A 25,803-nucleotide genomic window follows, 5' to 3' on the forward strand; every position below is an offset into this window, starting at 1 on the left:
GCGGTGGGAATCAGCAGTCGGCCGGCAAATCAGTTTCGCTGTTTTTTTGATAATAACGTACCGATTGTCGAATTAACGGCGAAGCCGTGCCATGTGATAGACGTCGACATATTCGCCGTTGCGAAAGGCGAACTGTGCCGACTCGCCTTCGATGACGAAGCCGTACTTTTGGTACAGTGCGATGGCCGGCTGGTTGTCGGTGAAGACTTCCAATTCCAGCCGGCTCAGGTTGAGCCAGTTGTCGGCCATGTCGATGGCGGCGGCCAGCAGCCGGCCGCCGATACCCTGCCCCTGGTAGCGTTCCAGCACACCCATGCCGAAAGAGCCGACGTGCTTGCGTCGCGGCGAGGGACAAACTTTCAGTCCAAGTTGGCCGACCACGGCGCCTTCGAGCTCGGCCACCAAGCTATAGCTGCCCGGCTGCGACTCGGCGAGGCGTTGTTGCCAGAGTGCCAGCGACGGATAAGGTTGTTGCAGGGTGCCGGCAAAGACCTTGGGACAGGCATAGATATTTCGGATGGCCTCGGCATCGGCCGCGCCGGAATGGCGGATGGTGATGGTCTGCATGGTGTGCTGCTCCAGGATGCCCTATTGGACACACCATGCTATCTGATGCAATTTGTATAGGCAAACAGCATTATTGCGGTGCATCAACCGTAACGCCGCGCCGCCTCCAGCGCCAGGCCGCAGCCGATACTGCCAAAGCGGTTGCCCTCGACATGGCGTGCCGTCGGAAACTGGCTGGCGATGCGTTGGCGCAACCAGGGGATGGCACTGGCGCCGCCGGTGAAATACAGCGTGTCGATCTGGTCGTCGCGCAGTCCGGCATCCAACAGCACGCCGTGCGCGGTGCGGCCGATGCTATCGATCAGCGGCGTCAACGCCAGCTCCATCTGCGACTGTTCGAAGCGGGCGATCAAGCCTTTTTCCAGGTGGGTCAAATCCAAGTCGGCGGTGGGGGCCGCACACAAGTCGATCTTGGCCTGCTCGATCTGCATGGCGAGCCGGTGGCCAGCGCGCTGATTGATCAGGCTAAACAACCGGTCGAGCAATGGTAGTGCCAGCGCATCGCGGTAGACGTCCTGCAGTTCCATCCACACCTTGCGGGTATAGAGCGAATTGATGCTGTGCCAGGTGGCCAGGTTGAAGTAATAGCCTGACGGCATGGCGGCGCCGTTCTTTAATTGGGTGCGGTAGCCGAATAGCGGCATGGCTTGGGACAGGCTGAGCACCCGGTCGAAGTCGGTGCCGCCGATATGCACGCCGCCGGTGGCCAGGATATCGGACTGGCGATCGCTCAAATTGCGTCGTTCCGGCGACAGGCGTACCAGCGTGAAGTCGGAGGTACCGCCGCCGATATCCACCACCAGCACTCGCTCTTCGCGGGTGATCACCGATTCGTAGTCCATGGCGGCGGCGATCGGTTCCAACTGAAAGCTGACCTCGCCGAAGCCGACGCTCTGGGCGATCTCGGCCAGCGTGTCTTGTGCCAGCCGATCCGCCTTGGGATTGTCGTCGACGAAGAAGACCGGCCGCCCCAATACCGCGTGCTCGAAGGTTCGACCGGCATGGGCCTCGGCGCGTCGTTTGAGCTCGGCGATAAATACCGTCAGCAGTTGTCGGAAAGGCAGCGCCCGCCCCTGTACTTCGGTTTGCCCGTCCAACAGGTTCGATCCCAACAAACTCTTGAGCGAGCGCATCAACCGACCCTCGTCCCCCTGCATGTAGATGTCGAGCGCGCTGCGGCCAAAGTGGACACGATCTTCCTCGTAATCGAAGAACACCACCGACGGCAGGGTTTCCTCGTTGTTTTCCAGTGGAATCAGCGGGGAGTGGCCAGCATGGTGCCAGCCGACCGTCGAGTTGGAGGTACCGAAGTCGATGCCACAAGCTTGGGCGATGGTCGGAAGCGTCATAATCGTTGTGGGCGAACGGAAGGGCCGGCGATGATACGCCTTATGTCACTGATCGACAAGGCTTTGATGGCCAGAGAGTGGTCACTGGAAAGTGGTCGCGGTATATTTATGCCAAATTCATTTTGGGGGATTTATGACGCTCGACGATGTCCTGCAGCAGTTGCGGGCCGCCGGCCCGTTCGACAGCGAGCGCGAACGCGCCATCGCGATTCATGACTACGTGCGCGACCAGATCGCTTTCGGCTTTACCACTTGGTTCGAAACGGTGACGCCGGAAGAGACGCTCGCGCGTCGCCGCGGGCATTGCAACGCGCAGGGTGACCTGGTGCGTGCCTTGCTCGACGAGGCCGGTATTGCCGCGCGATTGCGTTTCGTTCAGCTCGACAAGCGCGTGTTGCGCCAAGCGGTACCGGGGTTGATCTACCAATGTTTGCCGCCGCATCTGTTTCATGCGGTGGTCCAGGCCGAGATCGACGGCACGTGCCGGCATGTCGACAGCTACCTGTTCACGCCGGCGGTCTTCGCCCGCCAGTTGCGGCAGCTCAACGTTGCGGGGCTTGCCATCGGTTTCGGGGTGACGCGGGACGGGCGCTGCGACTGGCAAGCCGATGGCGATGCCTTCTGTCAGGCATGCGCCGGCGATCTGACGTTGGCCGACCCGGTCTTCGACTCGCTGGCGGCGGCCATGGCCGCGCGCGCCGGCAACAACCACCTGCTGGGGCTGCATTTCAATCAGTGGCTGGGCGCGGTGCCCGCACCGCTGCATAAGGCGGCCGAATCGTATCTGAACAGCCGGCTCGATGCGGAGCGATAATCCATTGTATCTGCCTGGGCGATAGGCTAGGAATGAAGAAACACGCGCACTTTGCCGCGAGAGAGCCCCATGCGCCTATCCCCGTTTTTTGTCGTGATTGCTCTGCTGCAGCCCTGGTCGGCGCATGGTGCCAACAGTTGCATCGGCGTTGTCGGCGCCGGCGGGCGTGCTAGTTTCTGGCAAGTGGTTGGCGAAGGGGCGCAGGCCGCGGGTCGCGAGCTAGGCGTCGATGTGCATTACCTGCTGCCGGGCGACGAAAACGACCGCCAGGAGCAGGCGCAATTGATTCGCCGAGTGATCGAGCTGAAATGCGGTGCGTTGGTGCTCGCACCCAATGCGCACGAACGGACGCAGCTGATCGCCCAACTCCGGCGGCAGAGTGTGCCGACCATCTTCATCGACCGCTCCGAGCCTAAGGCCGCCCCGTTGTCGCTGATTGAAACCGATAACTACGCCGCCGGCCGGCTGGCCGGCGAGCAGATCGTGCGGCGCCTGCACGGTACAGGCCGACGGCGCGTGGTATTGATGCGGATGCAAGAAGGCGTGCAATCGACCGACGAGCGTGAACGAGGCGCGGCCGACGTTCTGCGCCAGGCCGGGTTGACCGTGGTGGCCAGCCCCTATCTGGGCGCGTCGGTCATCGAGGCCAGAGCGGCTGCCGAAAAGGCGCTGACGCCGCTCGCGGGGCAGTTCGACGCGGTGTTCATGCCCAACGAAACCACCACCGACGGGACGCTGCAGATCCTGGATAAACTGGGGCTGGCCGGCAAGGTGCTGGCGATCGGGTTCGATATCAATCAACGGCTGTACGACGCGCTGCGCCAACGCGTGATCGCGGCGCTGGTGCTGCAGCGGCCGTTTCAGATGGGCTATATGGGGGTGACGCTGGCCTATCGGGCCATGCTAGGCGCCAAGCATGTGCCCAAATCGGTGGATAGCGGGGTGAGCCTGCTGACGCGCGATAATATGGATCAGCAGGACATTCTGTATTTCTCCGCCTATCGCAGCGTGGCCAAACCCTAGGCCCTAGCCTGCCAGTCGCTCGATCGCCTCTTGCCAGCTTGGCGCATAGCTGCCGGTGTGCGCCGCACAGCAAGCGGCGCTAGCCGCGGCGACGGCCAGTTGCCGCGCCGGTGTGGCATCCGGCTCGCGTGTCAGGCAGGCGAGCCAGCCGCCGAACGCCGCATCGCCGCAGCCAACCGTATCCGCCAGCACCACCGGCAGTGCCGCGTTGTCGACAGTCCGACCGTCTTTGCCGCGCCATGTCATCCCCGCGGCACCCCGCGTCACCAAGATATCGGCGCGTGGCGCCAAGTCGCGAAGCGCCAGCAGCGCGGCCGCTTCGTTCAGCCCGGGAAACAGGCTGGTCAGATCCTCATCCGACACTTTCATATAGCGGCACAACCCGGCCAGTGCCTCGAAGCGCGGCCGGTATGCCGGCGCGCGCATCGGCAAACGAAAATTGGGGTCGAAGGCGATGTGGACACCCCGCGCGGCCAGGGTTTGCGCCAGGCCCAACAGTCGGTCTGCCAACGGCTGGCGCGTCAGACTGATGCCGCCGAAGCAGGCCATGTCGACCGCGGCCATCCAGCCGTCCGGGAGTCTGTCTGGATCGAAGTGCAGATCGGCGCTGTCGTCGCCGACGAAGAAATACTGCGGCGGGTTCGACTCGGTCACCATGGCTAATAGCGGCGAGCGCGGCGGCATCTGGGTAAAGCGCATATCGAGTCCTGCCGCTTGTGCCTCATCGAACAGCTGGCGGCCGAAACGATCCGGGCTGATCGCCCCGGCGAAAGCGCCGGCAAGCCCAAGCCGCGCGCCGACACGCGCCAGATTCCAGCCTGCCCCGCCCGGGCAGGCATGCCAGCTGTCGTCGGGTTGGCGGATGAAGTCGGTCAGCGCGTCGCCGAAGACGATAAATCGGGGGAGGGACATGGCGTATCCAACAGAGTTGGGAAAAGCTGCAGGATAAAGCCGCCCGGCGGCGGCGGCCAGTCCGCGCGACCGCTCAGCCGGGGGTGCGCGGTTTGCGGCCGCGTTTGGCCGGCAAGGCCCGCGCCTGTTGGCAATACCAAGCTTCCAGCGCTTCCTCGGCATGCAGAATATGTTGGCGTAGGAACGCGGCGGCGCCGATGGCGTCCTTGGTTTTGCAAAGCGTCAGCAGGCGGCAGTGTTCGTCGTGTGCGCGCTCGCTGAAGTCGGTGAGCAAAATTTGCATGCGCGTATAACGGTCGGTCCGGTTATGCAACTGCTCGATGAGGGCCAGTGTCTGCGGACGCTCGGCAGCGCGGTACAGCGCCAGGTGGAAGCGGGCATTGAGCACGCCCCAGGAGGCGATGTCGCGTTGCTGGAGTGCTTGCTCGAAGTCGATCAAGAGCGCCTCGGCCGCGGCGATGTCGGCGGCGGTTTGGCGCGGAACGGCCTCCAGCAGGACATCGCATTCCAGCAACACCCGCACGCGCAGCAATTCGACGATCTCCGGCAGCGACAGCTGGCTGACCACCGCGCCGCGATTCTCGACGATGGTGACCAGCCCCTCGGCCTCCAATTGTCGCAGCGCCTCGCGGATCGGCACCCGGCTCATGCCGAGCTGGCGCGCCAGCGCATCCTGGCGCAATTGGCCGCCATCGGTCCATTCGCCCGTCAGGATGCGTTGGCGGATGGCATCGGTGGCGAGGGCGGTCAGACTCTGCGGTGTGTCGTTGAGGTCGTTCATGGCCGGCCCATGTTACCACTGTGCCGCGTCTTACCGCTCGGGCAGCTTCGGACGCGTCGCCAGCCCAGTGCGCACGATGGCCTGCACCCGCTCGCGTTCGGCGCCCGAGAGCGGCATGCGCGGGGCGCGCACATGCTCGTTGCCCTGCCCCACCAGGCTTTGCGCCAGCTTCAGGTTCTGCACCAGCTTCATCGAGACATCCAGATGCAGCAGCGGCGCGAACCAACGGTAAATCGCCCGCGCTTCCTCCCAGCGTCCGGCGCTCGCCAGCCGGTAGATCGCCACCGTTTCGGCGGGAAAGGCCACCACCAGGCCGGCTACCCAGCCGTCGGCGCCCATCATCAGGCTTTCCAGCGCCAGATCGTCCACGCCGCAGAACAGCGCGTAGCGCCCGCCGACCGTGTTGATGATGTTGGTCAGCGTGCGAATGTCGCCGCTCGATTCCTTGACGGCGACGAATTTCGGCTCGTCCGCCAAATCGGCCAACATCGCCGGTGTGATATCGACTCCGTAGGCCAGCGGGTTGTTGTAGATCATGATCGGCAGCGGGCTGGCCGCGGCGACGCGTCGATAGTGGTTAAGCGTTTCTGGCGTATCGGATACGTAGCGCATGGCCGGCAGCAGCATCAGTCCGTCGGCGCCAGCAGCGTGTGCGGCATGCGCCAGCGCTTGTGCGGCGCGCGTGCTGTCCTCCGCCACCGTCAGCAATACCGGCAGATCGCCGGCCACCTCCTTGGCGGTTTTCAGGATGATCAGCTTTTCCTCGGCGCTCAGAGTCGATGCCTCGCCCAACGAGCCGCATAGGATGATGCCATCGACGCCCTGCTCGATCTGCCAGGCGATGTGGCGCGCGGTAGCGGCCAGATCCAGCGATTCATCGGCGTGAAATTGCGTGGTGATGGCGGGGAAAACCCCGCGCCAGGGATGGGACATGGCGGCAACTCCTAGAGAAGGTGGGGAACAAGTGTTGGTGATATGCATTCATGCTAGGAATTTTTGTATACAAAAATCAACTATTTTTATTGACGGTAAGGTAGGAAAAGGCAGCGATCATTGCCGGAATCAGCGATGATTTTTTTGATTGAAACATTGAATACTATTTATTTTTCAATGTTATGCAGTGCGATGTGAAGGCTGAAGGGCAATATACTGACCTATCAGATGATATGGCAATATTGTATTCAATATGGTTTGGTCATAGAGTGAGATGACCGTCTCTGGGAGCACATATGGCAATCCACCAATTCGAATGTATCGACGGTCATACCTGCGGCAATCCGGTGCGTCTGGTGGTGCGCGGCGCGCCGGAACTGCGCGGCCGTACCCAGGCCGAACGCCGCCTGGATTTCTTGGCTCGTTATGATTGGATCCGCACCGGGCTGATGAACGAACCGCGCGGCCATGCGCAGATGTCTGGCGCTTTCCTCTATCCCGCCACACGCGACGATTGCGACGTGGCGGTGCTGTACATCGAAACCAGCGGCTGCCTGCCCATGTGCGGGCACGGCGCCATCGGCGTGGTCACCCTGGCCATCGAACACGGACTGGTACGGCCGCGGACGCCTGGCATGCTGAACCTGGATACGCCGGCCGGCAAAGTCACGGCCAGCTACCATCAGGAGGGCGGTAAGGTGACCTCGGTCAAGCTGACCAATGTCCCGTCGTTCCTGTTCATGTCCGATGTCGAAGTCACGATTGGCGCGCTTGGCCGGCTCAAGGTCGATATCGCGTACGGCGGCAATTTTTATCCGATTGTCGAAGCGCAGGAGAATTACCGCGACATGGCCGATTTCACGCCAGCAGAGCTGGTGGCCATGGGCAGCGAACTGCGAGACGCCCTGAATGCCCGCTATGAAGTCGTTCATCCGCTCGATCCGAACATTCGCGGCATCCGTCATGTGCAGTGGACCGGCGCGCCGAAAACGCCAGGGGCCCATGCCGCCAACGCGGTACTGTACGGCGCGGCGGCGCTGGATCGTTCGCCCTGCGGTACCGGCACCTCGGCACGGCTGGCGCAGCGCTATGGTCGCGGATGGATGAAGAAAGACGACATCCTGGTTCACGAGAGCCTGATCGGTAGCCAGTTCATCGGCACGATCGAGGAAGAAACCGAGGTGGCCGGTTTACCCGCCATTATCCCGGGTATTGCCGGTTGGGCCATTGTTACCGGCTACAATCGGCTGCTGCTCGACGATGCCGATCCGTATGCGCACGGCTTCGTGGTGGCCTGAATGGAGACACGCACCCAAACGTCGCAGCCGTCGGTCATCGTTGTCGGCGCCGGGATTGTCGGCATTGCCTGCGCACTGCAGCTGCGGTTGGCCGGCTGCCCGGTGACGCTGATCGATCGTGGCGAGCCTGCGCGCGAGACCAGCTTCGGTAATGCCGGCGCCTTTGCCATCAGCGATGTGATGCCGTTGGCCGGACCCGGTGTTCTGGCCAGGGTGCCGGGCTGGCTGTTCGATCCGCTCGGGCCGCTGGCGGTGCGTTGGCGCTACCTGCCTTCACTGCTGCCTTGGCTGGTGCGCTTCGTCGCCGCCGGCCGCTCGACACGGGTGGCGACCTTGACGCGCGATTTGGCCGCGCTGTTGGGACGCGTCAACGCCGACTACGCGCCATTGATCGAGCATGCCGGTATCGGCCGGTTATGGCGCCGTCACGGTGCGTTGACACTGTACCGCTGCGAACGCGAATTCCAGGCCGCGGCGGCGGCCTGGGCCTACAAACGCGCCCATGGCGTCCAATGGCGCAAGCTCGAACGAACGGCGTTGGCCAATGCCTCGCCGCGGGTCGACCAGGCCTGGCAAGTCGCCGTCGAGGTGCCGGATTGGTCGCATGTCGACGATCCCTACCTGTTCAGTCGCGGGCTGTTCGATGCGTTCATGCGTGAGGGAGGACGATTCATCCGCGACGACGTGCTGGCCGTCGGGCGCGATGCGCAAGGCCGGCTCGGGGTCGATACCGCGCACCTCGGGCGCTTGCCGACCGAGCGCATGGTGGTCGCCTGCGGCATCTGGAGCGATCGCTTTTTCCGCCAGCAACACTATAGCGTGCCGTTGGAAAGCGAGCGCGGCTACCACGTGACCCTGCCGAATGCCGGTGTGCCGCTGCATCATTTCCTGCTATGCGCCAGCGAACACTTTGTGATCCTGCCCATGGCCGACGGCGGTCTGCGCCTGGCCGGTACGGTCGAACTGGCGCATCGCGATGCGCCGCCCGACTGGCGGCGCGCGCATATCCTGATCGAACGCGCCCGGCGCATTCTGGGTCCGTTCGATACCGCCGACATGAGTGTGTGGATGGGCAACCGGCCGTCGTTGCCCGACACCTTGCCGGTGATCGGGCCGGCGCCCGACCTGCCCGGCCTATACTTTGCCACCGGGCATGGCCACCTCGGTCTGACGCTTGCGGCCACCACCGGGGCGCTGCTGACCGAACACATCTGCCGTGGCCGCGCTTCGCTGGATCTGACGCCTTACCGACTCACCCGTTTCAGTGCCGGCGGCGGTATGGCCGACTGAGATCCTAGTGCTGATCCCACCACCAGCTGGTGTCGCTGGGCGGGGTGCCGGGCGGCAGTTGCGGGTTGGTCAGCCGGACGATGCGGCGATGTGCGTGCCGTACCTCGGCGATCTCCTCGGCATGGGCGCGCAGGAACAAGGTCTTGAGCGTGCCGTCGGCCAAGGCGGCCTTGAGGCCGCGCTCTATCCGTTCGGCCAGGCGCGGGTTGTTTTTGTTGACCCAGAAATACACCGGGTAGTTGACGAACAACGCCAGCGTCTTCTCTTCCGCCAGATTCGGGTATTGCCGACGGAATTTCGTCAGCTCCGGACGAATCTCGTTCAATCCGCGCGGCAAGGCGTCGAAGCGCCCGGCGGCCAACATGGCGAACAGGCTGTCGTAACCCACCGTGGCGGTTACGTTGAAGCCGTTGGCAAGCAGGATCGGGTAATCCGCCCATTGGCTGTTGAAGCCCAGCGCGATCCGCTGGTGCAGCGTTTGCGTGTCCATATGCCGGAAGCGTTGCTGGTCGCCGGCGCGGATCATCAGTACGCGGTAGCCCAGCATGCCGCGCAGAATGTCGATGCGGATCGGGCGCAACGTCGCTTCGCGTTCCGGCGAAGTGGCGTAGGACACGACATCGATTTGGTTGTGTTGCAACAGCGCGGTGAGCCGCGACTGGCTCAGCGTTTCGCCGTTGTAGGCTGTCAGGCGGTAGGGGCCGTCGCTGGCGCGTGTGTGATCCATGGCCAACGCCAACACCTGCCAGCGGTAATCGTAAATCGGGCCGATGGGGGCGTAGCGCAGCACCGTCGTATTGGCTGCCCGGGCCTGGCCGAGGCAGAGTACCGCCAACAATGGCAGCAGCCATCGAGCAATCCGTGCGGTGGCGGACGTTCTGCGCATGAGAGAGGCTTCTCCTGTTCCATGGGGGGCGGTTTCGCGAGCCTCCGTTCTTGTTAAATATCACAGGGACCCGGCAAAGGACAGCCAAATTCGCGATTTCCCGGCACCTCCGAATGGCCGGCAAATTGGCCTGTTGCGACCTTGTTGCCGATCGGTGACAAAGAAAGTCGTTACAAATCATCGCGTTACTTTATATCGACTGCTTTTTGTCGCCAGGAGGTGACAGAAACGACGCATTTATCGCGGCTTGATTTTTCAATAGATTGATTTTAATGGGAATTTCAATGCTGGCATGGTGCTTGCAAAGGCATGGGGGCAATGTTCAACAAATCGAAAGGTAACCCGATGAAAAAAATGCTGATGGCCTTTGCCCTGACTTCTTCGCTGCTGGCTTGCTTTAGTTGGGCTGCGCAGTCCGCGCCGACCAACCGTGCGACGGACACCTCGCAAAGCCATGGCGATGCCAGCGGCGCCGCGTCATCTTCGACTTCTCCCGCTCAAGGGAATAGCGCCACCAACGGATAATGGCGCAAGCGTAGGCTGCTTGAAAGCCGCATCAAACTTGGGAACCGTCTCGGGGCAGGCTCTTTATTGAGTCTGCCCCGAGACCTTTCTGGCAGCGTGCGTTCGCGCGGCAACGCACGGATAACCACCGTACAAAAATAAACCCCGCCGTGCGGCGGGGTTGGGAAGGTCCAAGGCCCGAAGGCGGCGGGTTTAGTGATCCGCCGCCTTGACCAGGTCTTCAACCACCTTCTTGGCGTCGCCGAAGACCATCATGCTCTTGTCCATATAGAACAGATCGTTATCCAGGCCGGCGTAGCCGGTGCTCATCGAGCGCTTGACGATGATCACGGTGCGCGCCTTGTAGGCTTCCAGGATCGGCATGCCGTAGATCGAGCTGGACTTGTCCTTCTGCGCCGCCGGGTTGACCACGTCGTTGGCGCCGATGACCAGAACCACGTCGGTGTTGGCGAAGTCGGAGTTGATTTCCTCCATTTCCAGCACCTGCTCGTAAGGCACGTCGGCCTCGGCCAGCAGCACGTTCATGTGACCCGGCATGCGGCCGGCCACCGGGTGGATGGCGTAGCGCACATTGACACCCTTCTCGGTCAGCATGGTGGCGAATTCCTGCAGGGCATGTTGAGCACGCGATACCGCCAGGCCATAACCCGGAACGATGATGACCGAGTCGGCATTGGCCATCAGGAAGGCCGCGTCCTCGGCCGAACCGGAGCGGTAGTTCTTCGGTCCGGACGGGCCGGCCGCCGCGCCGCCGGCATCGCTGCCGAAGCCGCCTAGCAGCACCGAGATGATCGAGCGGTTCATCGCCTTGCACATGATGTAGGACAGGATCGCACCGCTGGAGCCGACGCAAGCGCCGCCGATGATCAGCACCGGGTTGTTGAGCGTGAAGCCGATACCGGCCGCCGCCCAGCCCGAGTACGAGTTGAGCATCGAAACCACCACCGGCATATCGGCGCCGCCGATCGGGATGATCAGCGTTACGCCCAGTACCAGCGCCACGGCCACCATGGCCAGGAAGGCCGCATGGCTGTCGGCGACGAAGTAGGCGACCCCGAAGCCCACCATCACGATGGCCATCAGCAGGTTCAGCAAGTGTTGGCCGTTGAAGACCACCGACTTGGAGCCGAACTTGCCCGACAGTTTGCCGTAGGCGATCACCGAGGCGGTGAAGGTGATGGCGCCGATGAAGGCGCCGATGAACAGTTCGACCTTCTGGTCGGCACTGTGGGTCAAGCCGGTATGGAAGATCGACGCGATGGCGATCAGCACGGCGGACAGGCCCACCAGCGAGTGCATGGCGGCAACCAGTTCCGGCATGCCGGTCATTTCGACCGTGCGCGCCTTGTAGGCGCCGATCAACGCGCCGGCGGCCATGGCGGCGCCGATCAGCGCCAGCACCGGTTTGTCCATGATCAGGAAGGTGGTGCCGATGGCGATCACCATGCCGATCACGCCGAACAGGTTACCGCGGCGCGCGGTCACCGGCGAAGACAGTCCCTTGAGCGCCAGGACGAACAGTACCGCGGCAATCAGGTACAAAATCGCAGAAATGTTTTGCATCATCGTTCCTTAGCGTTTCTTCTTGAACATTTCGAGCATGCGCTGGGTGACCATGAAGCCGCCGAAAATGTTGATACTGGCCAAAAAGATGCCAACGGCGCCGAGCACCGAGGTCAGCGTGATCGACTGACCGTTGATGTCGACCACCTGCAGCAACGCGCCAACGATGATCAGGCCCGAGATTGCGTTGGTCACCGCCATCAGCGGGGTGTGCAATGCCGGGGTGACGTTCCAGACCACGTGGTAACCCACGAACACGGCCAGAACGAAAATGGTGAAACTGGTGATGAACGGATCAACCATGTTGTTTAACTCCTGTTCCCTGTAAATGCCGACACGATCAGCCCTGGGTTTTGCCGAAGCGGACTTCGCCGTTGTGGGTGATCAGCGTGGCATCCAGCAATTCGTCTTCCATCTGGATAGCGAAGCCTTCCTTGGTCAGCATCAAGCTGAGGAAGGTCAGCAGATTGCGCGCGTACAGGCTGGAGGCGTCGGCCGCCAGCAGGCTGGGCAGATTGTGCGTGCCGACCAGGGTCACGCCTTGTTCGGTGACGAACACTTCGTTGCTCTTGGTCAGTTCGCAGTTGCCGCCATTTTCGGCTGCCATGTCGATGATCACCGAACCCGGCTTCATGCCTAGCACGGTGTCGGCGGCCAACAAGCGCGGCGCCGGACGGCCAGGGATCAGTGCGGTGGTGATGACGATGTCGGCTTGGCGGGCGTGCTTGTCGACCAGTTCGGCCTGCCGGCGCTTGTAGTCGTCCGACATTTCCTTGGCGTAGACACCGTCGTTCTGTGCCTTTTCCTCTTCGCTCATCGGCACTTCGATGAACTTGGCGCCCATCGACTCGACTTGCTCCTTGGTGGCGGGACGCACGTCGAAGGCTTCGACCACGGCGCCGAGACGCTTGGCGGTGGCGATGGCCTGCAGACCGGCCACACCCACGCCCAGGATCAGCACGCGAGCCGGCTTGACGGTGCCGGCGGCGGTCATCAGCATCGGCATGAAGTGCGGGTAGTACTGGCAAGCCAGCAATACGGCGCGATAACCGGCGATGTTGTTCTGCGAGGACAGCACGTCCATCGACTGCGCGCGCGTGGTGCGCGGTAGCAATTCCATGGAAAAGGCCGACAGCTTTTTCTCTGCCATCAGCGGGAGCATGGTGTTGGCGTAGGGGTTCATCAGCGAGATCAGCGCCGCGCCGGGCTTCATTTCCGCCAGCTCCTCCGCCGATGCGGGGCGAACCTTCAGCACAATATCGCCCTGCGACAATGCCGCTTGGCGACTATCGACCACGGTTGCGCCGGCGGCGGCGAATGCCGCATCCAAGATGGCCGACTTCAGGCCTGCGCCTCGCTCGACCACGACACTATGCCCCATGGCCACAATCTTTTTCACCGTTTCCGGTGTGGCGGCCACGCGCGTCTCGCCAGCCGTATATTCGGCCGGAATAGCGATCTGCATCGTCTTCCTTTCATTCAAAGTCAAATGGCATCAATACAAGATGGTAGGTACCCGAGCGGCGCTGTTATTGCGATCGGGTAAATGAATCTAATTTATGCGTCAACCATGCGCAATACGTTTCGTCAAATCATTGCCGGGAAGAATAGCGGTGCATTTTCATAGTGCAAGAAAATACACTGGCTATCTTCTTTTTAGCCAGTGAATAACTTATGTATTTTTGCGAATATATAGTGAATATTGCATCGCAAAAACTTTAGGACAGGAGCGCCGAGAAATTTTGTGTCGTTGCCGTTCGGCAACAGGCTTGGCGCTCATACAAAGGCCACCTCTCCGATTGGGACACTAATTCTTTACCGTAGAGAAGTAAATCGCCTAAACGCAAAGGCGGAATCTCGGGTCGCCTTTTCAAAAAAAAACAATATTCGATATGGATTGGATTAAAATTCCAACCACCTTTTCGAGGGTTCCTAAAACGGCTCCGCCGGTATCACCATAAGGATCGAGCATGCAGTCTTGGCCCTACCCACGTATTTTCTCCCACCGCTTAGGCGGAACGCTTGCGCCGGAAAACACCCTGACCGGTCTGCGCCGGGCTTATAAAATCGGCGCGCGCGCGGTGGAGTGCGACGTCAAATTGTCGGCGGACGGGGTTTTGTTCTTGCTGCACGACGATACGCTGGAACGCACCACCAGCGGCAAGGGGCCGGCCGGTGCGCTCAGCATGGCCGAGCTGCGCTTGCTCGACTGCGGCATCAAGCACCACCGCGCCTATCGAGGCGAAGTGCTGCCGACCTTGGCGGAACTGGCCGAATTCTGCGTCGCCCACGGCGTGGCGGTTAATCTGGAAATCAAACCCAATCCGGGGCAGGACGAAGAAACTGGCCGTCAGGTGGCATTGCAGGCCAAGGCCCTGTGGCGCGACGCGGCCATCCAACCGCTGTTGTCGTCCTTCTCGCCCGCGGCGTTGCGCGCCGCGCGCCAGGCGGTGCCGGAACTGCCGCGCGGTTATCTGGTGGAGGGCATTCCGCTCGATTATCTGAGCGAATTGGGACAGTGCGCCGCGGCGACGTTACACGCCGATCACAGCGGCCTGACGCAAGAGGCGGTGCAGAAGCTGCACAATCAAGGCTTCCGCGTCATGGCTTATACCGTCAACGAGCCGCTCAGGGCGCGCAAACTGCTGTCGTGGGGAGTCGATATGCTCTGCACCGACCGGCCGGATCTGCTGCTGACGCTGTAACGCGTTGCGGCGGACGGATTGGTGCGTTGCCTGCGGCGAACGCACCCTACCTCTTATTGTTCGATCGTGGCGAGCATGCGATGAATCTCGCCCGATTCCACCATCTGGCGCAGCGCGCGCTGCAGCTTATCCTTCATGCCGTATAGCGGGGAATGACGCGCCAACACCACGTTGCGCGGCCCGGTTTTCACTGGTGGGCCGGCCAGCGCCAGTCGGTGCTGGAACTCCGAGTGCGCGATCAGCAGCTCCGCCTCGCCGCACACCATGACGACGACGTCGACTCGGCTCGCCAATAGCTTGCGCAGGTTGGAAACCTTGTCCGGCGCGCTGTCCTTGATCAACAAGGTATCCTGGTCGAAGCGCGGGAAATAGTGGGCACCGTTGGTCGTGCCGATGCGCAGGCCCTGCAGATCGCTGTAGTTGTTGACATGGGATTGCCGGTCGTCGCGGCGGCGGTAGAAGCAGACGGTACTGCCTTCGGCGAAGGGAGGACGCAGGAAGTCGACGATGTCGTCGCGATCCGGTCCGGGGGCGATGCCGATGCCGAGATCCGCTTCGCCGAGCTTGAGCATCTCCAGGCAGCGCATCAAGGGGCACGGATGGACTTCCAATCGCATGCCGGTACGATCCGCCAAGTGTTGAACGATATCCAAGTAAGGACCGGAGGCTTTGCCGTGGGTGTCGACCACTTTCCACGGTGGCAGCGGACTGAACGCCAGCACCAGAGACGGGTGTGCTGCAGGCGGTGCGGCCAGCGCCGGCAATGCCAGAATGGACAACAGCGCAACCGGCAAGAGCCGGCTGATTAGAAGGATTGCAACGCCTTGCATAGATCTTCTGCTTATTCCCGCGACCGAAACGGCGGCCGGGTCGTGATGCTGTTTAGATGGGAGAGATTCTTAAGTACGGCGCGCCATCAGTATGAAGCAAGAAAATGACGCGTTGGCGGGGATTGCTGAAAATATTAACGCTTTATGACAAATTGATTTAATTTGGGCATTTTTTGCCACACATGATTGGCGTATGGCATTGCGGGCGCTCGCCGCATTTTGTCCGATGCGGCCGCGAGTCGATATCCACGCGGCCGCAGGCCGGTTGTCAGAGCCGGAAATGCCCCGCTTTGGCCCGTAACGAGCTGGCCAGTTCGATCAGGTTGTCGGCGGCGTTCGAAACCGACACCACCGCTTGGCTGTTTTCCTCGGTCATGCGCGCGATCTTCTCCACGTTATCGGCGATGTCGTGGCTGGCCGATCGTTGCTCGCCCAGCGCACTGGAGATTTCCGCCACGGCGGTCAATACCTGACGCACGCCGCCTTCGATCTGCGCCATCGCCGCGCCGGCACGCTCGGCCATCGCGACGCCGTTCTGCACTTTGTCGCTGCCGGCCGTCATGCCGGCGACGGCGTTTTGCGTGCCTTGCTGGATGGCGCCGATCATGGCGCCGATCTCCTGGGTGGCGCCGGCGGTCTTTTCCGCCAGTTTGCGCACCTCGTCGGCCACCACGGCAAATCCGCGCCCGGCCTCGCCGGCGCGGGCCGCTTCGATGGCGGCGTTGAGCGCCAGCAGGTTGGTCTGGTCGGCGATCTCCTTGATGACATTGATGATGCTGGAAATCCGGTCGGATTGCGCACCCAGCTCATGGATCATCCCGGTCGAACGATGCACCTCGCCGGCGACCTGATTGATTTCGTCGGTGGTGTCGTGAAATAACCGCCCGCCCTGCACCGACAGCTCCCCGGTGTCCAAGGCGACACCGTGCGCGCTTTCGGCGCTCTCGGCCACGTGATTGATGCTGACGCTGACCTGCTCGACCGAGGCCGCGACGGCCGAAGCGGCTTCGCTCTGGTCGCGTGCGCGGCTGGACACCTGCTCGGCGGCGGCAGAGAGATCGCGGGCGGCATGCAGCGACTGCTCGGCCGCCGACTGGATCTCGCCGATCAATTGGCGCAAGGCGCGTTGCATGGCGGCCAGTGCGGCCAGCAGGCTATCGTCGTCGCCGGGACGCAGCACGATGTCGGCCGACAGGTCTCCATTGGCGATGGCCCGTGCCATCTGGGCCGCGAACTCGGGTTCGCCGCCCAGGCTGCGGGTCAGTCTGCGGGCAAGACGCGCGGCCACGATCGTACCGGCCGCCATGGCGGCCAGCAGGGTTGCCAGCATCAGCCAAGTGGCCATGCTGATCTTGCTTTGCGCCGAGGCCTCGTCGGCCGCGGTCTTTTTATCCACCAGGCCGACCACTTTATCGATGGTCTGCTGATGGCTTTCGTAAGCGGCCTTGATCAGCGGCATCACCGAGGCGATGCCATCCTTATCGCCCTTTTGCACCGCCGGTATCAACTGGTTGAATACCTGGTCGTAGAAGTCCTCGACCGACTCGTGCGACTCCTTCAGGAACGACTGCTGCAAGTCGTCGTCCAGCGCTTGCGATTTCCAGTAGGCATAGCGGCTTTCGTAGCGCTTCTTCTGTGCTTCGATTTTGTGGATCAGCCGGTTTTGCTGATCGGGATCGGTGGTTTCCGCCAACTGGAAGGTCGTCAGATAGGACTCGATAATGTTTTCCGGCGGCGGCTGCACGTCGGCGACCAGATCCTTGCTTTGTTCGATGCGGTTGTAGAGCGGACCGTTGACCTTGAGATCGTTCAGCGTTTTGAACGACCAGACGCCATATACGGCGAAACCCAATGCGAATACGGCCAATAGAATGGCAAAACGATGGGCCAGTTTGAGCGAGCGACCTTGATGAGTCATTGCGACACCCGAGTGTTGGAAGGGCGGCATATTGCCGATTGCTAATAATAAAATATCTTTATGTAAAAATACCAGCGGCATTTGACATGCGGTGGTCATGAAGTGTGGCAAATCGCCCGGGAACGACACGGGTTGGCGCAATAGGCAAAAAAATGCCCGACATATGCCGGGCAGGATTGGGTCGATCGATTGGCCTTACTGGGCGGGCGTCAGACGCTGGGCACCGGTCAGGGTGGACACGAAATCCGCCGTGCGCGGATGGCGCGGTTGGCCGAACACCGCGTCGGGCGCGCCGGACTCGATCACCGCGCCGTCCTCCAGGAAGACCACATGCTGGGCGATGTTGGCCGCCAGCCGCAGGTCGTGCGTGGCCATCAGCATGGTCATCCCCTCTTGCGCCAGTTGGCGCAGAACTTCGACCACCTCGCCGGCCAGCTCCGGGTCGAGCGCCGAGGTCGGCTCGTCGCACAACAGCACTTGCGGCGCCGGCGCCAGCGCGCGGGCGATCGCCACCCGCTGCTGCTGGCCGCCCGACAACGTGGCCGGCCAAGCGTCGGCCTTGTGCGCCATGCCGACTTTTTCCAGCAAAGTCATCGCCCGCTCGCGTGCTTGGTCGCGCGACCATTTTTGTACCGTCACCAAACCTTCCATCACGTTCTGCAGCACGGTGCGGTGCGGAAACAGCTGGAAGTTCTGGAACACCATGCCGGTTTGGCGGCGCAGCGCCAGGATGGCGTGGCGCGAGTGCTGACCGCGATGATCGAAATCGATGCGTGTCTCGCCGACCTGCACGCTGCCGTGCTGCGGCATTTCCAGCAGGTTGACGCAGCGCAGCAGCGTGCTCTTGCCGCTGCCCGACGGGCCGATCAGCGCAGTGACCGAGCCGGCCGGCAGCAGTAGGTCGATACCCTTGAGCACAGGGTGCGCGCCGAAGTGTTTCTGAATCTGCGACAAGCGAATCATGGGCGCGCTCCTTCCTGCGTCAGGTGCTGGCCAAAGTGGATCTCGAGTTTCTGTTGTCCCCAGGACAGCACCGAACTGAACAGCAGATAGATCAGCGCGGTTTCGGTATACAGAATCAGCGGTTCATAGGTGACCGAGGCGATGCGCTGTGCCGCCTGGAAGATTTCCGGCACGGTCAGCACCGCCGCCAGCGAAGTGTCCTTGATCAGCGAAATGAAGGTATTGGCCAGGGGCGGCACCGCCACGCGCGTCGCTTGCGGCAGAATGGTGCGCTGCATCGCCTGGCGCCAGGTCATGCCAATCGAGTAGGCCGCCTCCCACTGTCCCTTGGGTACCGACTGAATCACGGCCCGGATCACTTCGGAGGTATAGGCGCCGACATTGAGCGAAAAACCGATCAGCGCGGCCGGAAACGGATCGAACACGATGCCGACCTTGGGCAGACCGTAGAAGATCAAGAACAGCTGCACCAACAGCGGCGTGCCGCGGATCAGCCAAACGTAAAACCGCACCACCGCCACCAGCGGCGCCGGCGCGAACAGGCGCGTCAACGCCGTCGCGAAGCCCAGACTCAGACCGAGCACGAACGACAGCAGCGTCAGCGGCACGGTAAAGACCACGCCTGCGTAGAGCAGGGGCGGCAGGGATTCCCACATCAACTGCAACCAATCGTGCATGATTTTCCTTCATCTATGCGCGCGCAATAAAAGCAAAGACCCCGGCGCTGGCGCCGGGGCATCTCGTTGACTCAGCGTATCTCTTAGTTTACTTGGAGACGTCGGCGCCGAAATACTTGCGCGAAATCTTTTGATAGGTGCCGTCGGCCTTCAACTGCGCCAGCGCACGGTCGAGGGCGGCCTTCAGTTCCGGATTGCCCTTGCGGAAGAGTACGCCGGACGAATCGGCATTGGCGTCGGTCGCCACGATTTTCACCGGCGCTTTCGGCTGGTGTTTCTTGAAGTCCAGGAACGACAGGCTGTCGTTGACGGTGGCGTCGACACGGCCGGAAGCCAAGAGCTCGATGGCATCGTTGAAGCCCTGTACCGGAACGATCTCGGCGCCGTTGGCCTGAGCGATCTTCCCGAAGTTGCTGGTCAGCGTGTTGGCCGACTTCTTGCCCTTCAGGTCGGCAAACGACTTGATGCTGCGGTTGTCGGTGCGCACGATCAGCGCTGCCTTGGAGACGATGTAGGGGTTGGAGAAATCGTATTTGGCCTTGCGCGCGTCGGTGATACCCACTTCGTTGATCACCGCGTCGTAGCGCTTGACGTCCAGGCCGGCGATCAAGCCGTCCCACTTGCCTTCGACGAACTCGGCCTTCACGCCGATGCGCTTGGCTAGCGCCTGGCCCAACTCGACGTCGAAGCCGACCAGCTGGCCGCTGGCATCGTGAAAGGTGAACGGGGCATAGGTACCCTCGGTGCCGAACTTGATCACGCCGGCGGATTTGATCTGTGCCAGATCGTCGGCCAAAGCGGCGGAAGCGGCCAACGGCAGGGAAACGGCCAGCAGAAGGGTCGGGACGAATTTCATGATAGCTCCTGGTTCTTGATGTGTTTTGTCCGGCTTGACCGTGGGTGGCTTGCCGGTATGACTGACACCGACTTTAACAGGTATAGAATAGTCCTAGAAATAATAATAACTTATGTTTTTATCTCAAGAAGAAATATCGACATGTCGCGTGGCGAAAACCTCGGCAAGACGATCGTGGCGTTGTGAACCGCCGGCGCCTCTTGACGGCTATGTCCGCTTTTCCTATGCTGGCACGATCCCAAGGGGGAGTAGCTCTTCGCTGGGGTGTCGTCAATACGGATGGCCCGATTCGGGCGTCCCGGCACTTCAGGCAGCCGCCGGCTGCGAGCAAGACCTTTGCTGCGTAAGCTGAGGTCTCCCTTGTCAGGCAAAAACACGGCCCTCAGTCCGCAATGGATTCGGGCCGTTTTTTTGTGCGCCATGGTGGCGCCGCGGCCGTTGTCTGACCGGGAGAATCATCGATGGAAACCATAGGAACCTGGTGGATGTGGGCGGGCTTTTTCGCTTTCGTCCTCGTCATGTTGTTGATCGACTTGCTGGCGGTGGGCGGCGCCAAGGCGCATAGGGTGTCGTTACGCGAGGCCGCCGTCTGGTCGGCCGTCTGGGTCGGCGTCTCGTTGGCTTTCGCCGGACTGTTGTGGTGCTACCTCGACCATGCCATGGGGCGCGAAGTGGCCGATGCCAAGACGCTGGCGTTCGTCACCGGCTATCTGATCGAGAAGGCGTTGGCGGTCGACAACGTCTTTGTCTGGCTGATCCTGTTCGGCTATTTCGCCATCGATCCGGCGTTGCAAAAGCGGGTGCTGGCGCTCGGCGTATTCGGCGCCATCGTCATGCGTTCGGCGATGATCTTCGGCGGCGTATGGCTGATCAACCAGTTTCATTGGCTGCTGTACGTCTTCGGCGCTTTCCTGCTGTTGACCGGCATCAAGATGTGGCGCGCGGCGGACGAGGCGCCCGATCTGGCCGACAATGCCCTGCTGGCTTGGCTGCGGCGCCGTCTCAATGTGACCGACCGCTTGCATGGCGAACGTTTTGTCGTGACGCAGATGCGCGACGGCAAGGCGGTGCGTTTCGTCACCCCGCTGCTCTTGGTGTTGGTGCTGGTGGAGATTTCCGATCTGATCTTCGCGGTCGACTCGATTCCGGCGATCTTCGCCGTCTCGCTCGACCCGTTCATCGTGCTGACCTCCAACGTGTTCGCCATCCTCGGCTTGCGCGCCATGTATTTCCTGCTGGCCGGTATGGCCGAGCGCTTCTCTTTGCTCAAGTATGGTCTGGCCATCGTGCTGGTTTTCGTCGGCGGTAAGATGTTGCTGATGGATGTGTTCCACGTGCCGGTGCTATTTTCGCTCGGCGTGGTGGCGGCGATCATCGTCACGTCAGTCGTGCTGTCGCTGCGCCGCACGGCGCGGCAGGCGCCGACCGATGGTTGGCGCGACGAATGTTGAAAAGGAGATAGATGGAAACGGTGTGGTTTCTGCTGGCGGCGTCGATGGTTGTCATCGGCTTGATGGGGATTTTTCTGCCGCTCTTGCCCGGTGTGCCGCTGATTTTCGGCGGCTTGTGGCTTGCCGCCGGACTTGACGGCTACCGCCACGTCGGCGGCGCGACGCTGATCGCGCTGGCTGTGTTGGCGTTCATGGCCTGGCTCGCCGACTACCTGGCCGCCGCCTGGCTGGTGCGGCGCGCCGGCGCCAGCTCGCGCGCCTCGATCGGCGCCGGGCTGGGCAGTTTGATCGGGATGTTCGGCGGCCTGCTGTGGATGCTGATCGGCCCGGTGTTGGGCGCGTTGCTGGGCGAACGCTCGACCGGGCGCGACTGGCGTCAGGCCGGTCGCGCCGGCCTGTACGCCGGCGGCGGGTTGTTGCTGGCGGCACTCTGCAAGCTGCTGCTGGCGCTCGCCATGCTGATCTGGTTCGGCGTGGCTTGGCTGGTGTGATCACGCACCGAGCAGCCGCCCCAGACGCGCCACCCCTTCTTCGATGCGCGCCGGCGGCACCGTGACGAAGGACAGCCGCAGCGTGCGCGGGTCGGGGGCGCCGGTATAGAACGGCTCGCCCGGCACGAACGCCACCTTTTCGGCCAGCGCGCGTTGCAGTACGTCGAGCGAGCGCATGCCTTCCGGCAAGGCGAGCCACAGGAACATCCCGCCGCGCGGCCGGTTCCAGTGCACGCCAGCCGGCATATGCGCTTCGAGTGCTTGCAGCATGGCCTGGCATTGCGTGGCATACAGTTGGCACACCTGCGGGATGTGCTGCGACAGATAGCCGTCCTTGACCACTTGGTGCGCGACGATCTGGGTGAAGCTCGGCGTGTGCAGATCGGCCGCCTGCTTGGCTTGCACCAGTTTACCGATCAGCGCCGTCTCGGCGATGACGTAGCCGAGACGCAAGCCCGGCGCCAGGATCTTGGAGAACGAGCCGAGATAGACCACGCCATGCGGATTCAACTCGCGTAGCGTCGGCAGCGGCGCACCGTCGTAGCACAGATCGCCATACGGGTTGTCTTCCACCAGCGGCAGGCCGAGCCTGGCGGCCCGTTCGACCAGTGCTTGCCGCCGATCCAGCGGCATCAGTCGGCCGGTCGGGTTCTGGAACGAGGGTAAGGTGTACAGGAAACGGGCGCCGTGACACAGGCCGTCGTCCAGGCTTTCCGGCACTAGGCCGTCGTCGTCGCTGGGCACCGAGACGAAGTGCGGCTCGTATAAGCCGAAGGCCTGGATGGCGCCGAGGTAGGTCGGGGTTTCCACCAGGACGCGGCTACCGGGGTCGATCAATACCTTGCCCAGCAGATCCAGCGCCTGTTGCGAGCCGGTGGTCAGCAAGACTTGTTCCGGCGACACCGGTGCGCCGGGCAAGCTGTGCCGTTCGGCAATCCAGGCGCGCAGCGGTGCGTAGCCCTCCGTGGGGCTGTATTGCAGCGCATTGGCGCCTTGCTCGACCAGCACCCGGTCCGCCGCGTCGCGGATCTGCGCGACCGGAAAGGTGGCTGGATTAGGCAGACCGCCGGCAAACGAGATGACGTCCGGCTGTTCGGTAATTTTCAAAATTTCGCGGATGGCCGAGCTTTTTAGCTGCAGTGCGCGGCGCGACAGGGTACACAATGGCATGAGACGGCGGCTCCTGGGTGGACTCGGGCGTAGCGGTTTTACAGTAAGCCATCGACACACCCTATGACAATAGCTATGCCATTAGCACCCCGGCGGCAACTTGCTATAGTTCGACGGGGGGGAAAATGAATAAGGCATTCGGGCGCTTGTGTGCGGCGGTCGCATTGTGTGCTGGGCTGGTTGCCCACGGCGAGCCGGTCAGGCTGCTCACCGAAGACGACCCGCCGTTCAATATCCTGGAAGACAACGGCCAGATCGGCGGCGTCTCGACTGAAATGGTGCGCGAGCTATTTCGCCGCGCCGACGTCCCCTACACGCTGACCCTCATGCCCTGGATCAGGGCCTACCACATCGCCGTGACGGATAAAACGGCCTGCCTGTACTCCACCACCCGCACCGCGGCGCGCGAGAAGCAATTCCGTTGGGTCGGCCCGTTGCTGAATAACGCCTGGGCCATCTACGCCGGCCCGCATAGCCCGGCCGGCATGAGGTCGCTGGACGATATCCGCCAGTCCGCGATTGGCGGTTATCTAGGCGATGCCGTGGCGCAGTATTTGATCGAGCGGGGCTTTCACGTTCAGCAGATCAACGACGATGCGCGTAATGTCCAGATGTTGGCGCTCGGGCGGATCGATTTTTGGGCGAGCGGCGTGTTCCACGCGCGCTACTTGCTCGCCAAGCTGAAGCAGCCCGATATCCACCCGATCATCCAGTTCGAGACCACCTCGCTCTATCTGGCCTGCAGCCCCTCTTTGCCCGACGCCACCCTACAGCGCTTGCTCGACACGCTGACCGCCATGCGCAACGACGGCACGCTGGAGCGAATCCGCCGGCGTTATTGATGGCTTTACGCGGCACTGCAGCGGGCATGCCATTTGCTTAGTTCATGACATTCGTTCCATGGATCCGCCATGAGTCCTTCTAGCAAACTGCGGCTTTTGCTGGTGAATGACACGGCCCGGCCGATGCAACAATTGCATGACGCTTTGACCCGTGCCGGCTATCACGTGATCGCCCAGGCGCAGGGTGCGGCGGAGCTATTGCAGTTGGTCGAGGCGCAAAAACCGGACGTCATCATCATCGATACCGAATCCCCCTCGCGCGACACGCTGGAACAACTGGCGGCGATGGGGCAGGCCGCGCCGCATCCGGTGGTGATGTTCGCCGAACAGGGCGGCTTGCCCGCCATCCAGGCCGCCGTCAGCGCCGGGGTGACCGCCTATGTGGTGGATCGGATCGCGGCCGAGCGGCTGGCGCCCATCATCGATATGGCGCGGGTGAAATTCGAAGAGGATGCCAAGCTGAAGAAGCGCCTGGCCGACATGGAACAGCAGTTGGCCGACCGCAAGCTCATCGAGCGGGCCAAGGGTCTGTTGATGCAACGCCGCCAACTGAGCGAAGCCGAAGCCTACGCCTTGCTGCGAAGCCAAGCGATGCAATCCGGCCTGCGGCTGGCCGAACTATCCCGCCAATTGATCGACGCCAGCAAACTGCTTGGCTGAAAGACCGTCATGACCGATAACGCCGACTTCTCGACTTCCGCACCGCTGCCGATCCGCTTGGGCTTTGTGCCGCTGACCGACTGCGCCCCGCTGGTGGCGGCGCGCAAGCTGGGACTGGATCGCGCTCACGGGCTGGATTTTCAACTGCAGCGTCAACCCTCGTGGGCGGCGGTGCGCGACAAGCTTATCGCCGGCCAGCTGGATGCCGCCCAGGCGCTATACGGCCTGGTATACGGCATGCAGTTGGGGCTTTCCGGGCCGCAATGCGATATGGCGATCCTGATGACTTTGAACCAGAACGGCCAGGGCATCAGCCTGGCGCCGCCGCTGGCCGAACAATGGCGCGCGGGAGTGGGGTTGGCGGCGATCGCCCGGCGGCTGGGCCGGCCGCTGGTGTTGGCGCATACCTTCCCCACCGGCACCCATGCCATGTGGCTGTATTACTGGCTGGCGGCACAAGGCGTGCATCCGTTTCGCGACGTCAAGTGCGTGGTGATCCCGCCGCCGCAGATGAGCCAGGCCATGCAAGCAGGCATGCTGGATGGCTTTTGCGCCGGTCAGCCTTGGCATGCGGTCGCCGAGCGCGATGGCGTGGCGGTGCCGGTGGCGGATAGTTCGAGCATTTGGCTGGATCATCCGGAAAAAGTACTGACCTGCCGGCGCGATATGGCGCGGCAACGGCCGCTGCTGGCGCAGCGGTTGATCCAGGTGCTGCTCTTGGCCTGCCGCTGGTTGGATCGGTTGGAAAACCGCGCGCAAGCAGCGGCTTGGCTGGCGGAGGACGACTACCTGGCGATGCCTGCCGCGCTGATCTTGCGGCATTGGCCGAACCGCGCGCCGCAAAGCGGCGATCTGCGTTTTTGCGATGAGGGCCGGGTCAATTTCCCCTATCGCTCCGATGGCCTGTGGTTTCTACAGCAATACCGGCGCTGGGGCATGTGGCAGGGCGAGCCCGGCGCCGAATGGGTCGACCCGTTGAATCAGACCGAGTTGTACCGTGCCGCGGCCGGACTGTGCGGTTTGCCGCTGCCGGATAGCGCCGATCGCGACGGTGTGTTGATGGATGACATGACCGGCCCGACGATGTTTGCCGCACCGCACAATGCTGGTGCAAATCGGGGTGCCGATGCACTGTTGCAGTGCATCAATCGGCGCTCATGAGCGTGAACGGGCGCTAAATAGCCCGGTCGAGGCTGGCATGCTAATTGCGTAGTCTCCCGCATCCGGCGCAATGGCGCGTCGGCCGAATGACACGGGCGGCGGCCAATGCGGGCAGCCTCCCAACGGACAACGGCGTCC

General features: G+C 62.4%; 26 protein-coding genes. 11 read left to right on the forward strand and 15 right to left on the reverse strand.

What is annotated here, in order from left to right; genetic code table 11:
* Nucleotides 1-72: 72 nt before the first annotated feature.
* A complete protein-coding gene (locus tag DFP86_RS15880) occupies nucleotides 73-567 on the reverse strand; it encodes a GNAT family N-acetyltransferase (RefSeq protein ID WP_133683043.1) in 495 nt (164 codons plus the stop codon).
* Nucleotides 568-650: 83 nt separating this feature from the next.
* Nucleotides 651-1,916: an Hsp70 family protein gene (locus tag DFP86_RS15885; RefSeq protein WP_133683045.1), complete on the reverse strand. Its 1,266-nt coding sequence runs from the start codon at nucleotides 1,914-1,916 to the stop codon at nucleotides 651-653.
* Between the two features lie 133 nt (nucleotides 1,917-2,049).
* Between DFP86_RS15885 and DFP86_RS15890 the strand changes: the two genes are divergently transcribed.
* Both DFP86_RS15890 and DFP86_RS15895 read left to right on the forward strand, forming a co-directional pair.
* Nucleotides 2,050-2,730: a transglutaminase-like domain-containing protein gene (locus DFP86_RS15890; protein ID WP_133683047.1), complete on the forward strand. Its 681-nt coding sequence runs from the start codon at nucleotides 2,050-2,052 to the stop codon at nucleotides 2,728-2,730.
* Between the two features lie 69 nt (nucleotides 2,731-2,799).
* Entirely contained in the window at nucleotides 2,800-3,753 is a 954-nt protein-coding gene (locus DFP86_RS15895) for a substrate-binding domain-containing protein (RefSeq protein ID WP_133683049.1), read from the forward strand.
* A gap of 3 nt (nucleotides 3,754-3,756) precedes the next feature.
* Here DFP86_RS15895 and DFP86_RS15900 read toward each other — a convergent pair whose 3' ends face one another.
* The 3 genes from DFP86_RS15900 to DFP86_RS15910 form a co-directional block, all read right to left on the reverse strand.
* Nucleotides 3,757-4,665, reverse strand: a complete 909-nt coding sequence (locus DFP86_RS15900) for a carbohydrate kinase family protein (protein ID WP_133683052.1) — start codon at nucleotides 4,663-4,665, stop codon at nucleotides 3,757-3,759.
* Between the two features lie 73 nt (nucleotides 4,666-4,738).
* A complete protein-coding gene (locus DFP86_RS15905; RefSeq protein ID WP_133683054.1) occupies nucleotides 4,739-5,446 on the reverse strand; it encodes a GntR family transcriptional regulator in 708 nt (235 codons plus the stop codon).
* Nucleotides 5,447-5,476: 30 nt separating this feature from the next.
* The gene (locus tag DFP86_RS15910) at nucleotides 5,477-6,379 is read right to left on the reverse strand and encodes a dihydrodipicolinate synthase family protein (RefSeq protein WP_133683056.1); all 903 of its coding nucleotides are present in this window, start codon (nucleotides 6,377-6,379) and stop codon (nucleotides 5,477-5,479) included.
* A 296-nt stretch (nucleotides 6,380-6,675) separates the two neighbouring features.
* Between DFP86_RS15910 and DFP86_RS15915 the strand changes: the two genes are divergently transcribed.
* Nucleotides 6,676-7,677, forward strand: coding sequence for a 4-hydroxyproline epimerase (locus DFP86_RS15915; protein WP_133683058.1), 1,002 nt, complete (start codon nucleotides 6,676-6,678; stop codon nucleotides 7,675-7,677).
* Complete coding sequence (locus tag DFP86_RS15920) at nucleotides 7,678-8,967, forward strand: NAD(P)/FAD-dependent oxidoreductase (RefSeq protein ID WP_133683060.1); 1,290 nt, start codon at nucleotides 7,678-7,680, stop codon at nucleotides 8,965-8,967.
* A gap of 4 nt (nucleotides 8,968-8,971) precedes the next feature.
* Here DFP86_RS15920 and DFP86_RS15925 read toward each other — a convergent pair whose 3' ends face one another.
* Nucleotides 8,972-9,853: a substrate-binding periplasmic protein gene (locus tag DFP86_RS15925; RefSeq protein ID WP_208108364.1), complete on the reverse strand. Its 882-nt coding sequence runs from the start codon at nucleotides 9,851-9,853 to the stop codon at nucleotides 8,972-8,974.
* Between the two features lie 345 nt (nucleotides 9,854-10,198).
* Between DFP86_RS15925 and DFP86_RS15930 the strand changes: the two genes are divergently transcribed.
* A complete protein-coding gene (locus DFP86_RS15930; RefSeq protein ID WP_133683062.1) occupies nucleotides 10,199-10,378 on the forward strand; it encodes a hypothetical protein in 180 nt (59 codons plus the stop codon).
* A gap of 192 nt (nucleotides 10,379-10,570) precedes the next feature.
* Here DFP86_RS15930 and DFP86_RS15935 read toward each other — a convergent pair whose 3' ends face one another.
* Genes DFP86_RS15935 through DFP86_RS15945 form a run of 3 tightly spaced genes read right to left on the reverse strand, consistent with a single transcriptional unit; the run spans nucleotide 10,571 to nucleotide 13,406 of the window.
* Nucleotides 10,571-11,944, reverse strand: coding sequence for an NAD(P)(+) transhydrogenase (Re/Si-specific) subunit beta (locus tag DFP86_RS15935; RefSeq protein ID WP_424991633.1), 1,374 nt, complete (start codon nucleotides 11,942-11,944; stop codon nucleotides 10,571-10,573).
* A 6-nt stretch (nucleotides 11,945-11,950) separates the two neighbouring features.
* Entirely contained in the window at nucleotides 11,951-12,244 is a 294-nt protein-coding gene (locus DFP86_RS15940; protein ID WP_133683066.1) for a proton-translocating transhydrogenase family protein, read from the reverse strand.
* Between the two features lie 37 nt (nucleotides 12,245-12,281).
* The gene (locus DFP86_RS15945; RefSeq protein WP_133683068.1) at nucleotides 12,282-13,406 is read right to left on the reverse strand and encodes a Re/Si-specific NAD(P)(+) transhydrogenase subunit alpha; all 1,125 of its coding nucleotides are present in this window, start codon (nucleotides 13,404-13,406) and stop codon (nucleotides 12,282-12,284) included.
* 505 nt (nucleotides 13,407-13,911) lie between these two features.
* Here DFP86_RS15945 and ugpQ point away from each other — a divergent pair.
* On the forward strand, nucleotides 13,912-14,646 hold the full coding sequence (ugpQ, locus tag DFP86_RS15950) for a glycerophosphodiester phosphodiesterase (RefSeq protein ID WP_133683070.1): 735 nt from the start codon (nucleotides 13,912-13,914) through the stop codon (nucleotides 14,644-14,646).
* 53 nt (nucleotides 14,647-14,699) lie between these two features.
* Here ugpQ and DFP86_RS15955 read toward each other — a convergent pair whose 3' ends face one another.
* From DFP86_RS15955 to DFP86_RS15975, 5 genes are all read right to left on the reverse strand, one after another.
* Nucleotides 14,700-15,476: a substrate-binding periplasmic protein gene (locus DFP86_RS15955; protein ID WP_133683072.1), complete on the reverse strand. Its 777-nt coding sequence runs from the start codon at nucleotides 15,474-15,476 to the stop codon at nucleotides 14,700-14,702.
* Nucleotides 15,477-15,744: 268 nt separating this feature from the next.
* Nucleotides 15,745-17,394 carry a methyl-accepting chemotaxis protein gene (locus DFP86_RS15960; protein ID WP_166642307.1) on the reverse strand — a complete coding sequence of 550 codons (1,650 nt, stop codon included), beginning with the start codon at nucleotides 17,392-17,394 and terminating at the stop codon, nucleotides 15,745-15,747.
* Nucleotides 17,395-17,589: 195 nt separating this feature from the next.
* Nucleotides 17,590-18,357 (reverse strand): amino acid ABC transporter ATP-binding protein, encoded by a 768-nt coding sequence (locus DFP86_RS15965; protein WP_133683076.1) that lies wholly within the window; start codon nucleotides 18,355-18,357, stop codon nucleotides 17,590-17,592.
* A complete protein-coding gene (locus DFP86_RS15970; RefSeq protein WP_133683078.1) occupies nucleotides 18,354-19,034 on the reverse strand; it encodes an amino acid ABC transporter permease in 681 nt (226 codons plus the stop codon). The genes DFP86_RS15965 and DFP86_RS15970 overlap by 4 nt, the downstream gene beginning before the upstream one ends.
* An 88-nt stretch (nucleotides 19,035-19,122) precedes the next feature.
* The gene (locus DFP86_RS15975) at nucleotides 19,123-19,890 is read right to left on the reverse strand and encodes an amino acid ABC transporter substrate-binding protein (RefSeq protein WP_133683080.1); all 768 of its coding nucleotides are present in this window, start codon (nucleotides 19,888-19,890) and stop codon (nucleotides 19,123-19,125) included.
* A gap of 461 nt (nucleotides 19,891-20,351) precedes the next feature.
* Between DFP86_RS15975 and DFP86_RS15980 the strand changes: the two genes are divergently transcribed.
* Together DFP86_RS15980 and DFP86_RS15985 are read left to right on the forward strand one after the other, a co-directional pair.
* Nucleotides 20,352-21,341 carry a TerC family protein gene (locus DFP86_RS15980; protein ID WP_133683081.1) on the forward strand — a complete coding sequence of 330 codons (990 nt, stop codon included), beginning with the start codon at nucleotides 20,352-20,354 and terminating at the stop codon, nucleotides 21,339-21,341.
* Between the two features lie 11 nt (nucleotides 21,342-21,352).
* Nucleotides 21,353-21,832, forward strand: a complete 480-nt coding sequence (locus tag DFP86_RS15985; RefSeq protein WP_133683083.1) for a DUF456 domain-containing protein — start codon at nucleotides 21,353-21,355, stop codon at nucleotides 21,830-21,832.
* On the opposite strand, the gene DFP86_RS15990 is transcribed toward DFP86_RS15985, so the two are convergent.
* On the reverse strand, nucleotides 21,833-23,002 hold the full coding sequence (locus tag DFP86_RS15990; protein ID WP_133683085.1) for an aminotransferase-like domain-containing protein: 1,170 nt from the start codon (nucleotides 23,000-23,002) through the stop codon (nucleotides 21,833-21,835). It lies immediately after the preceding gene.
* A 125-nt stretch (nucleotides 23,003-23,127) separates the two neighbouring features.
* Between DFP86_RS15990 and DFP86_RS15995 the strand changes: the two genes are divergently transcribed.
* The 3 genes from DFP86_RS15995 to DFP86_RS16005 all read left to right on the forward strand — a co-directional run bounded on the left by DFP86_RS15995 (nucleotide 23,128) and on the right by DFP86_RS16005 (nucleotide 25,665).
* Nucleotides 23,128-23,844 carry a substrate-binding periplasmic protein gene (locus DFP86_RS15995; protein ID WP_133683087.1) on the forward strand — a complete coding sequence of 239 codons (717 nt, stop codon included), beginning with the start codon at nucleotides 23,128-23,130 and terminating at the stop codon, nucleotides 23,842-23,844.
* Between the two features lie 69 nt (nucleotides 23,845-23,913).
* On the forward strand, nucleotides 23,914-24,504 hold the full coding sequence (locus DFP86_RS16000) for an ANTAR domain-containing response regulator (RefSeq protein WP_133683090.1): 591 nt from the start codon (nucleotides 23,914-23,916) through the stop codon (nucleotides 24,502-24,504).
* A 9-nt stretch (nucleotides 24,505-24,513) separates the two neighbouring features.
* A complete protein-coding gene (locus tag DFP86_RS16005; RefSeq protein WP_133683092.1) occupies nucleotides 24,514-25,665 on the forward strand; it encodes a CmpA/NrtA family ABC transporter substrate-binding protein in 1,152 nt (383 codons plus the stop codon).
* Nucleotides 25,666-25,803 lie beyond the last annotated feature (138 nt).

Source organism: Paludibacterium purpuratum, assembly GCF_004363805.1.
Taxonomy (GTDB): domain Bacteria; phylum Pseudomonadota; class Gammaproteobacteria; order Burkholderiales; family Chromobacteriaceae; genus Paludibacterium; species Paludibacterium purpuratum.

Bases quoted from the DNA above. Each gene is read 5' to 3' on its own strand.
- DFP86_RS15910 (WP_133683056.1), bottom strand. From the start codon at position 6,379: ATGTCCCATCCCTGGCGCGGGGTTTTCCCCGCCATCACCACGCAATTT.
- DFP86_RS15975 (WP_133683080.1), bottom strand. From the start codon at position 19,890: ATGAAATTCGTCCCGACCCTTCTGCTGGCCGTTTCCCTGCCGTTGGCC.
- DFP86_RS15915 (WP_133683058.1), top strand. From the start codon at position 6,676: ATGGCAATCCACCAATTCGAATGTATCGACGGTCATACCTGCGGCAAT.
- DFP86_RS15925 (WP_208108364.1), bottom strand. From the start codon at position 9,853: ATGCGCAGAACGTCCGCCACCGCACGGATTGCTCGATGGCTGCTGCCA.
- DFP86_RS15905 (WP_133683054.1), bottom strand. From the start codon at position 5,446: ATGAACGACCTCAACGACACACCGCAGAGTCTGACCGCCCTCGCCACC.
- DFP86_RS15935 (WP_424991633.1), bottom strand. From the start codon at position 11,944: ATGATGCAAAACATTTCTGCGATTTTGTACCTGATTGCCGCGGTACTG.
- DFP86_RS15965 (WP_133683076.1), bottom strand. From the start codon at position 18,357: ATGATTCGCTTGTCGCAGATTCAGAAACACTTCGGCGCGCACCCTGTG.
- DFP86_RS15930 (WP_133683062.1), top strand. From the start codon at position 10,199: ATGAAAAAAATGCTGATGGCCTTTGCCCTGACTTCTTCGCTGCTGGCT.
- DFP86_RS15890 (WP_133683047.1), top strand. From the start codon at position 2,050: ATGACGCTCGACGATGTCCTGCAGCAGTTGCGGGCCGCCGGCCCGTTC.
- DFP86_RS15980 (WP_133683081.1), top strand. From the start codon at position 20,352: ATGGAAACCATAGGAACCTGGTGGATGTGGGCGGGCTTTTTCGCTTTC.
- DFP86_RS15960 (WP_166642307.1), bottom strand. From the start codon at position 17,394: ATGACTCATCAAGGTCGCTCGCTCAAACTGGCCCATCGTTTTGCCATT.
- DFP86_RS15955 (WP_133683072.1), bottom strand. From the start codon at position 15,476: ATGCAAGGCGTTGCAATCCTTCTAATCAGCCGGCTCTTGCCGGTTGCG.
- DFP86_RS15940 (WP_133683066.1), bottom strand. From the start codon at position 12,244: ATGGTTGATCCGTTCATCACCAGTTTCACCATTTTCGTTCTGGCCGTG.
- DFP86_RS15990 (WP_133683085.1), bottom strand. From the start codon at position 23,002: ATGCCATTGTGTACCCTGTCGCGCCGCGCACTGCAGCTAAAAAGCTCG.
- DFP86_RS15945 (WP_133683068.1), bottom strand. From the start codon at position 13,406: ATGCAGATCGCTATTCCGGCCGAATATACGGCTGGCGAGACGCGCGTG.
- DFP86_RS15920 (WP_133683060.1), top strand. From the start codon at position 7,678: ATGGAGACACGCACCCAAACGTCGCAGCCGTCGGTCATCGTTGTCGGC.
- DFP86_RS15885 (WP_133683045.1), bottom strand. From the start codon at position 1,916: ATGACGCTTCCGACCATCGCCCAAGCTTGTGGCATCGACTTCGGTACC.
- DFP86_RS15880 (WP_133683043.1), bottom strand. From the start codon at position 567: ATGCAGACCATCACCATCCGCCATTCCGGCGCGGCCGATGCCGAGGCC.
- DFP86_RS15985 (WP_133683083.1), top strand. From the start codon at position 21,353: ATGGAAACGGTGTGGTTTCTGCTGGCGGCGTCGATGGTTGTCATCGGC.
- DFP86_RS15900 (WP_133683052.1), bottom strand. From the start codon at position 4,665: ATGTCCCTCCCCCGATTTATCGTCTTCGGCGACGCGCTGACCGACTTC.
- DFP86_RS16005 (WP_133683092.1), top strand. From the start codon at position 24,514: ATGACCGATAACGCCGACTTCTCGACTTCCGCACCGCTGCCGATCCGC.
- DFP86_RS15970 (WP_133683078.1), bottom strand. From the start codon at position 19,034: ATGCACGATTGGTTGCAGTTGATGTGGGAATCCCTGCCGCCCCTGCTC.
- DFP86_RS15895 (WP_133683049.1), top strand. From the start codon at position 2,800: ATGCGCCTATCCCCGTTTTTTGTCGTGATTGCTCTGCTGCAGCCCTGG.
- DFP86_RS15995 (WP_133683087.1), top strand. From the start codon at position 23,128: ATGAATAAGGCATTCGGGCGCTTGTGTGCGGCGGTCGCATTGTGTGCT.
- DFP86_RS16000 (WP_133683090.1), top strand. From the start codon at position 23,914: ATGAGTCCTTCTAGCAAACTGCGGCTTTTGCTGGTGAATGACACGGCC.
- ugpQ (WP_133683070.1), top strand. From the start codon at position 13,912: ATGCAGTCTTGGCCCTACCCACGTATTTTCTCCCACCGCTTAGGCGGA.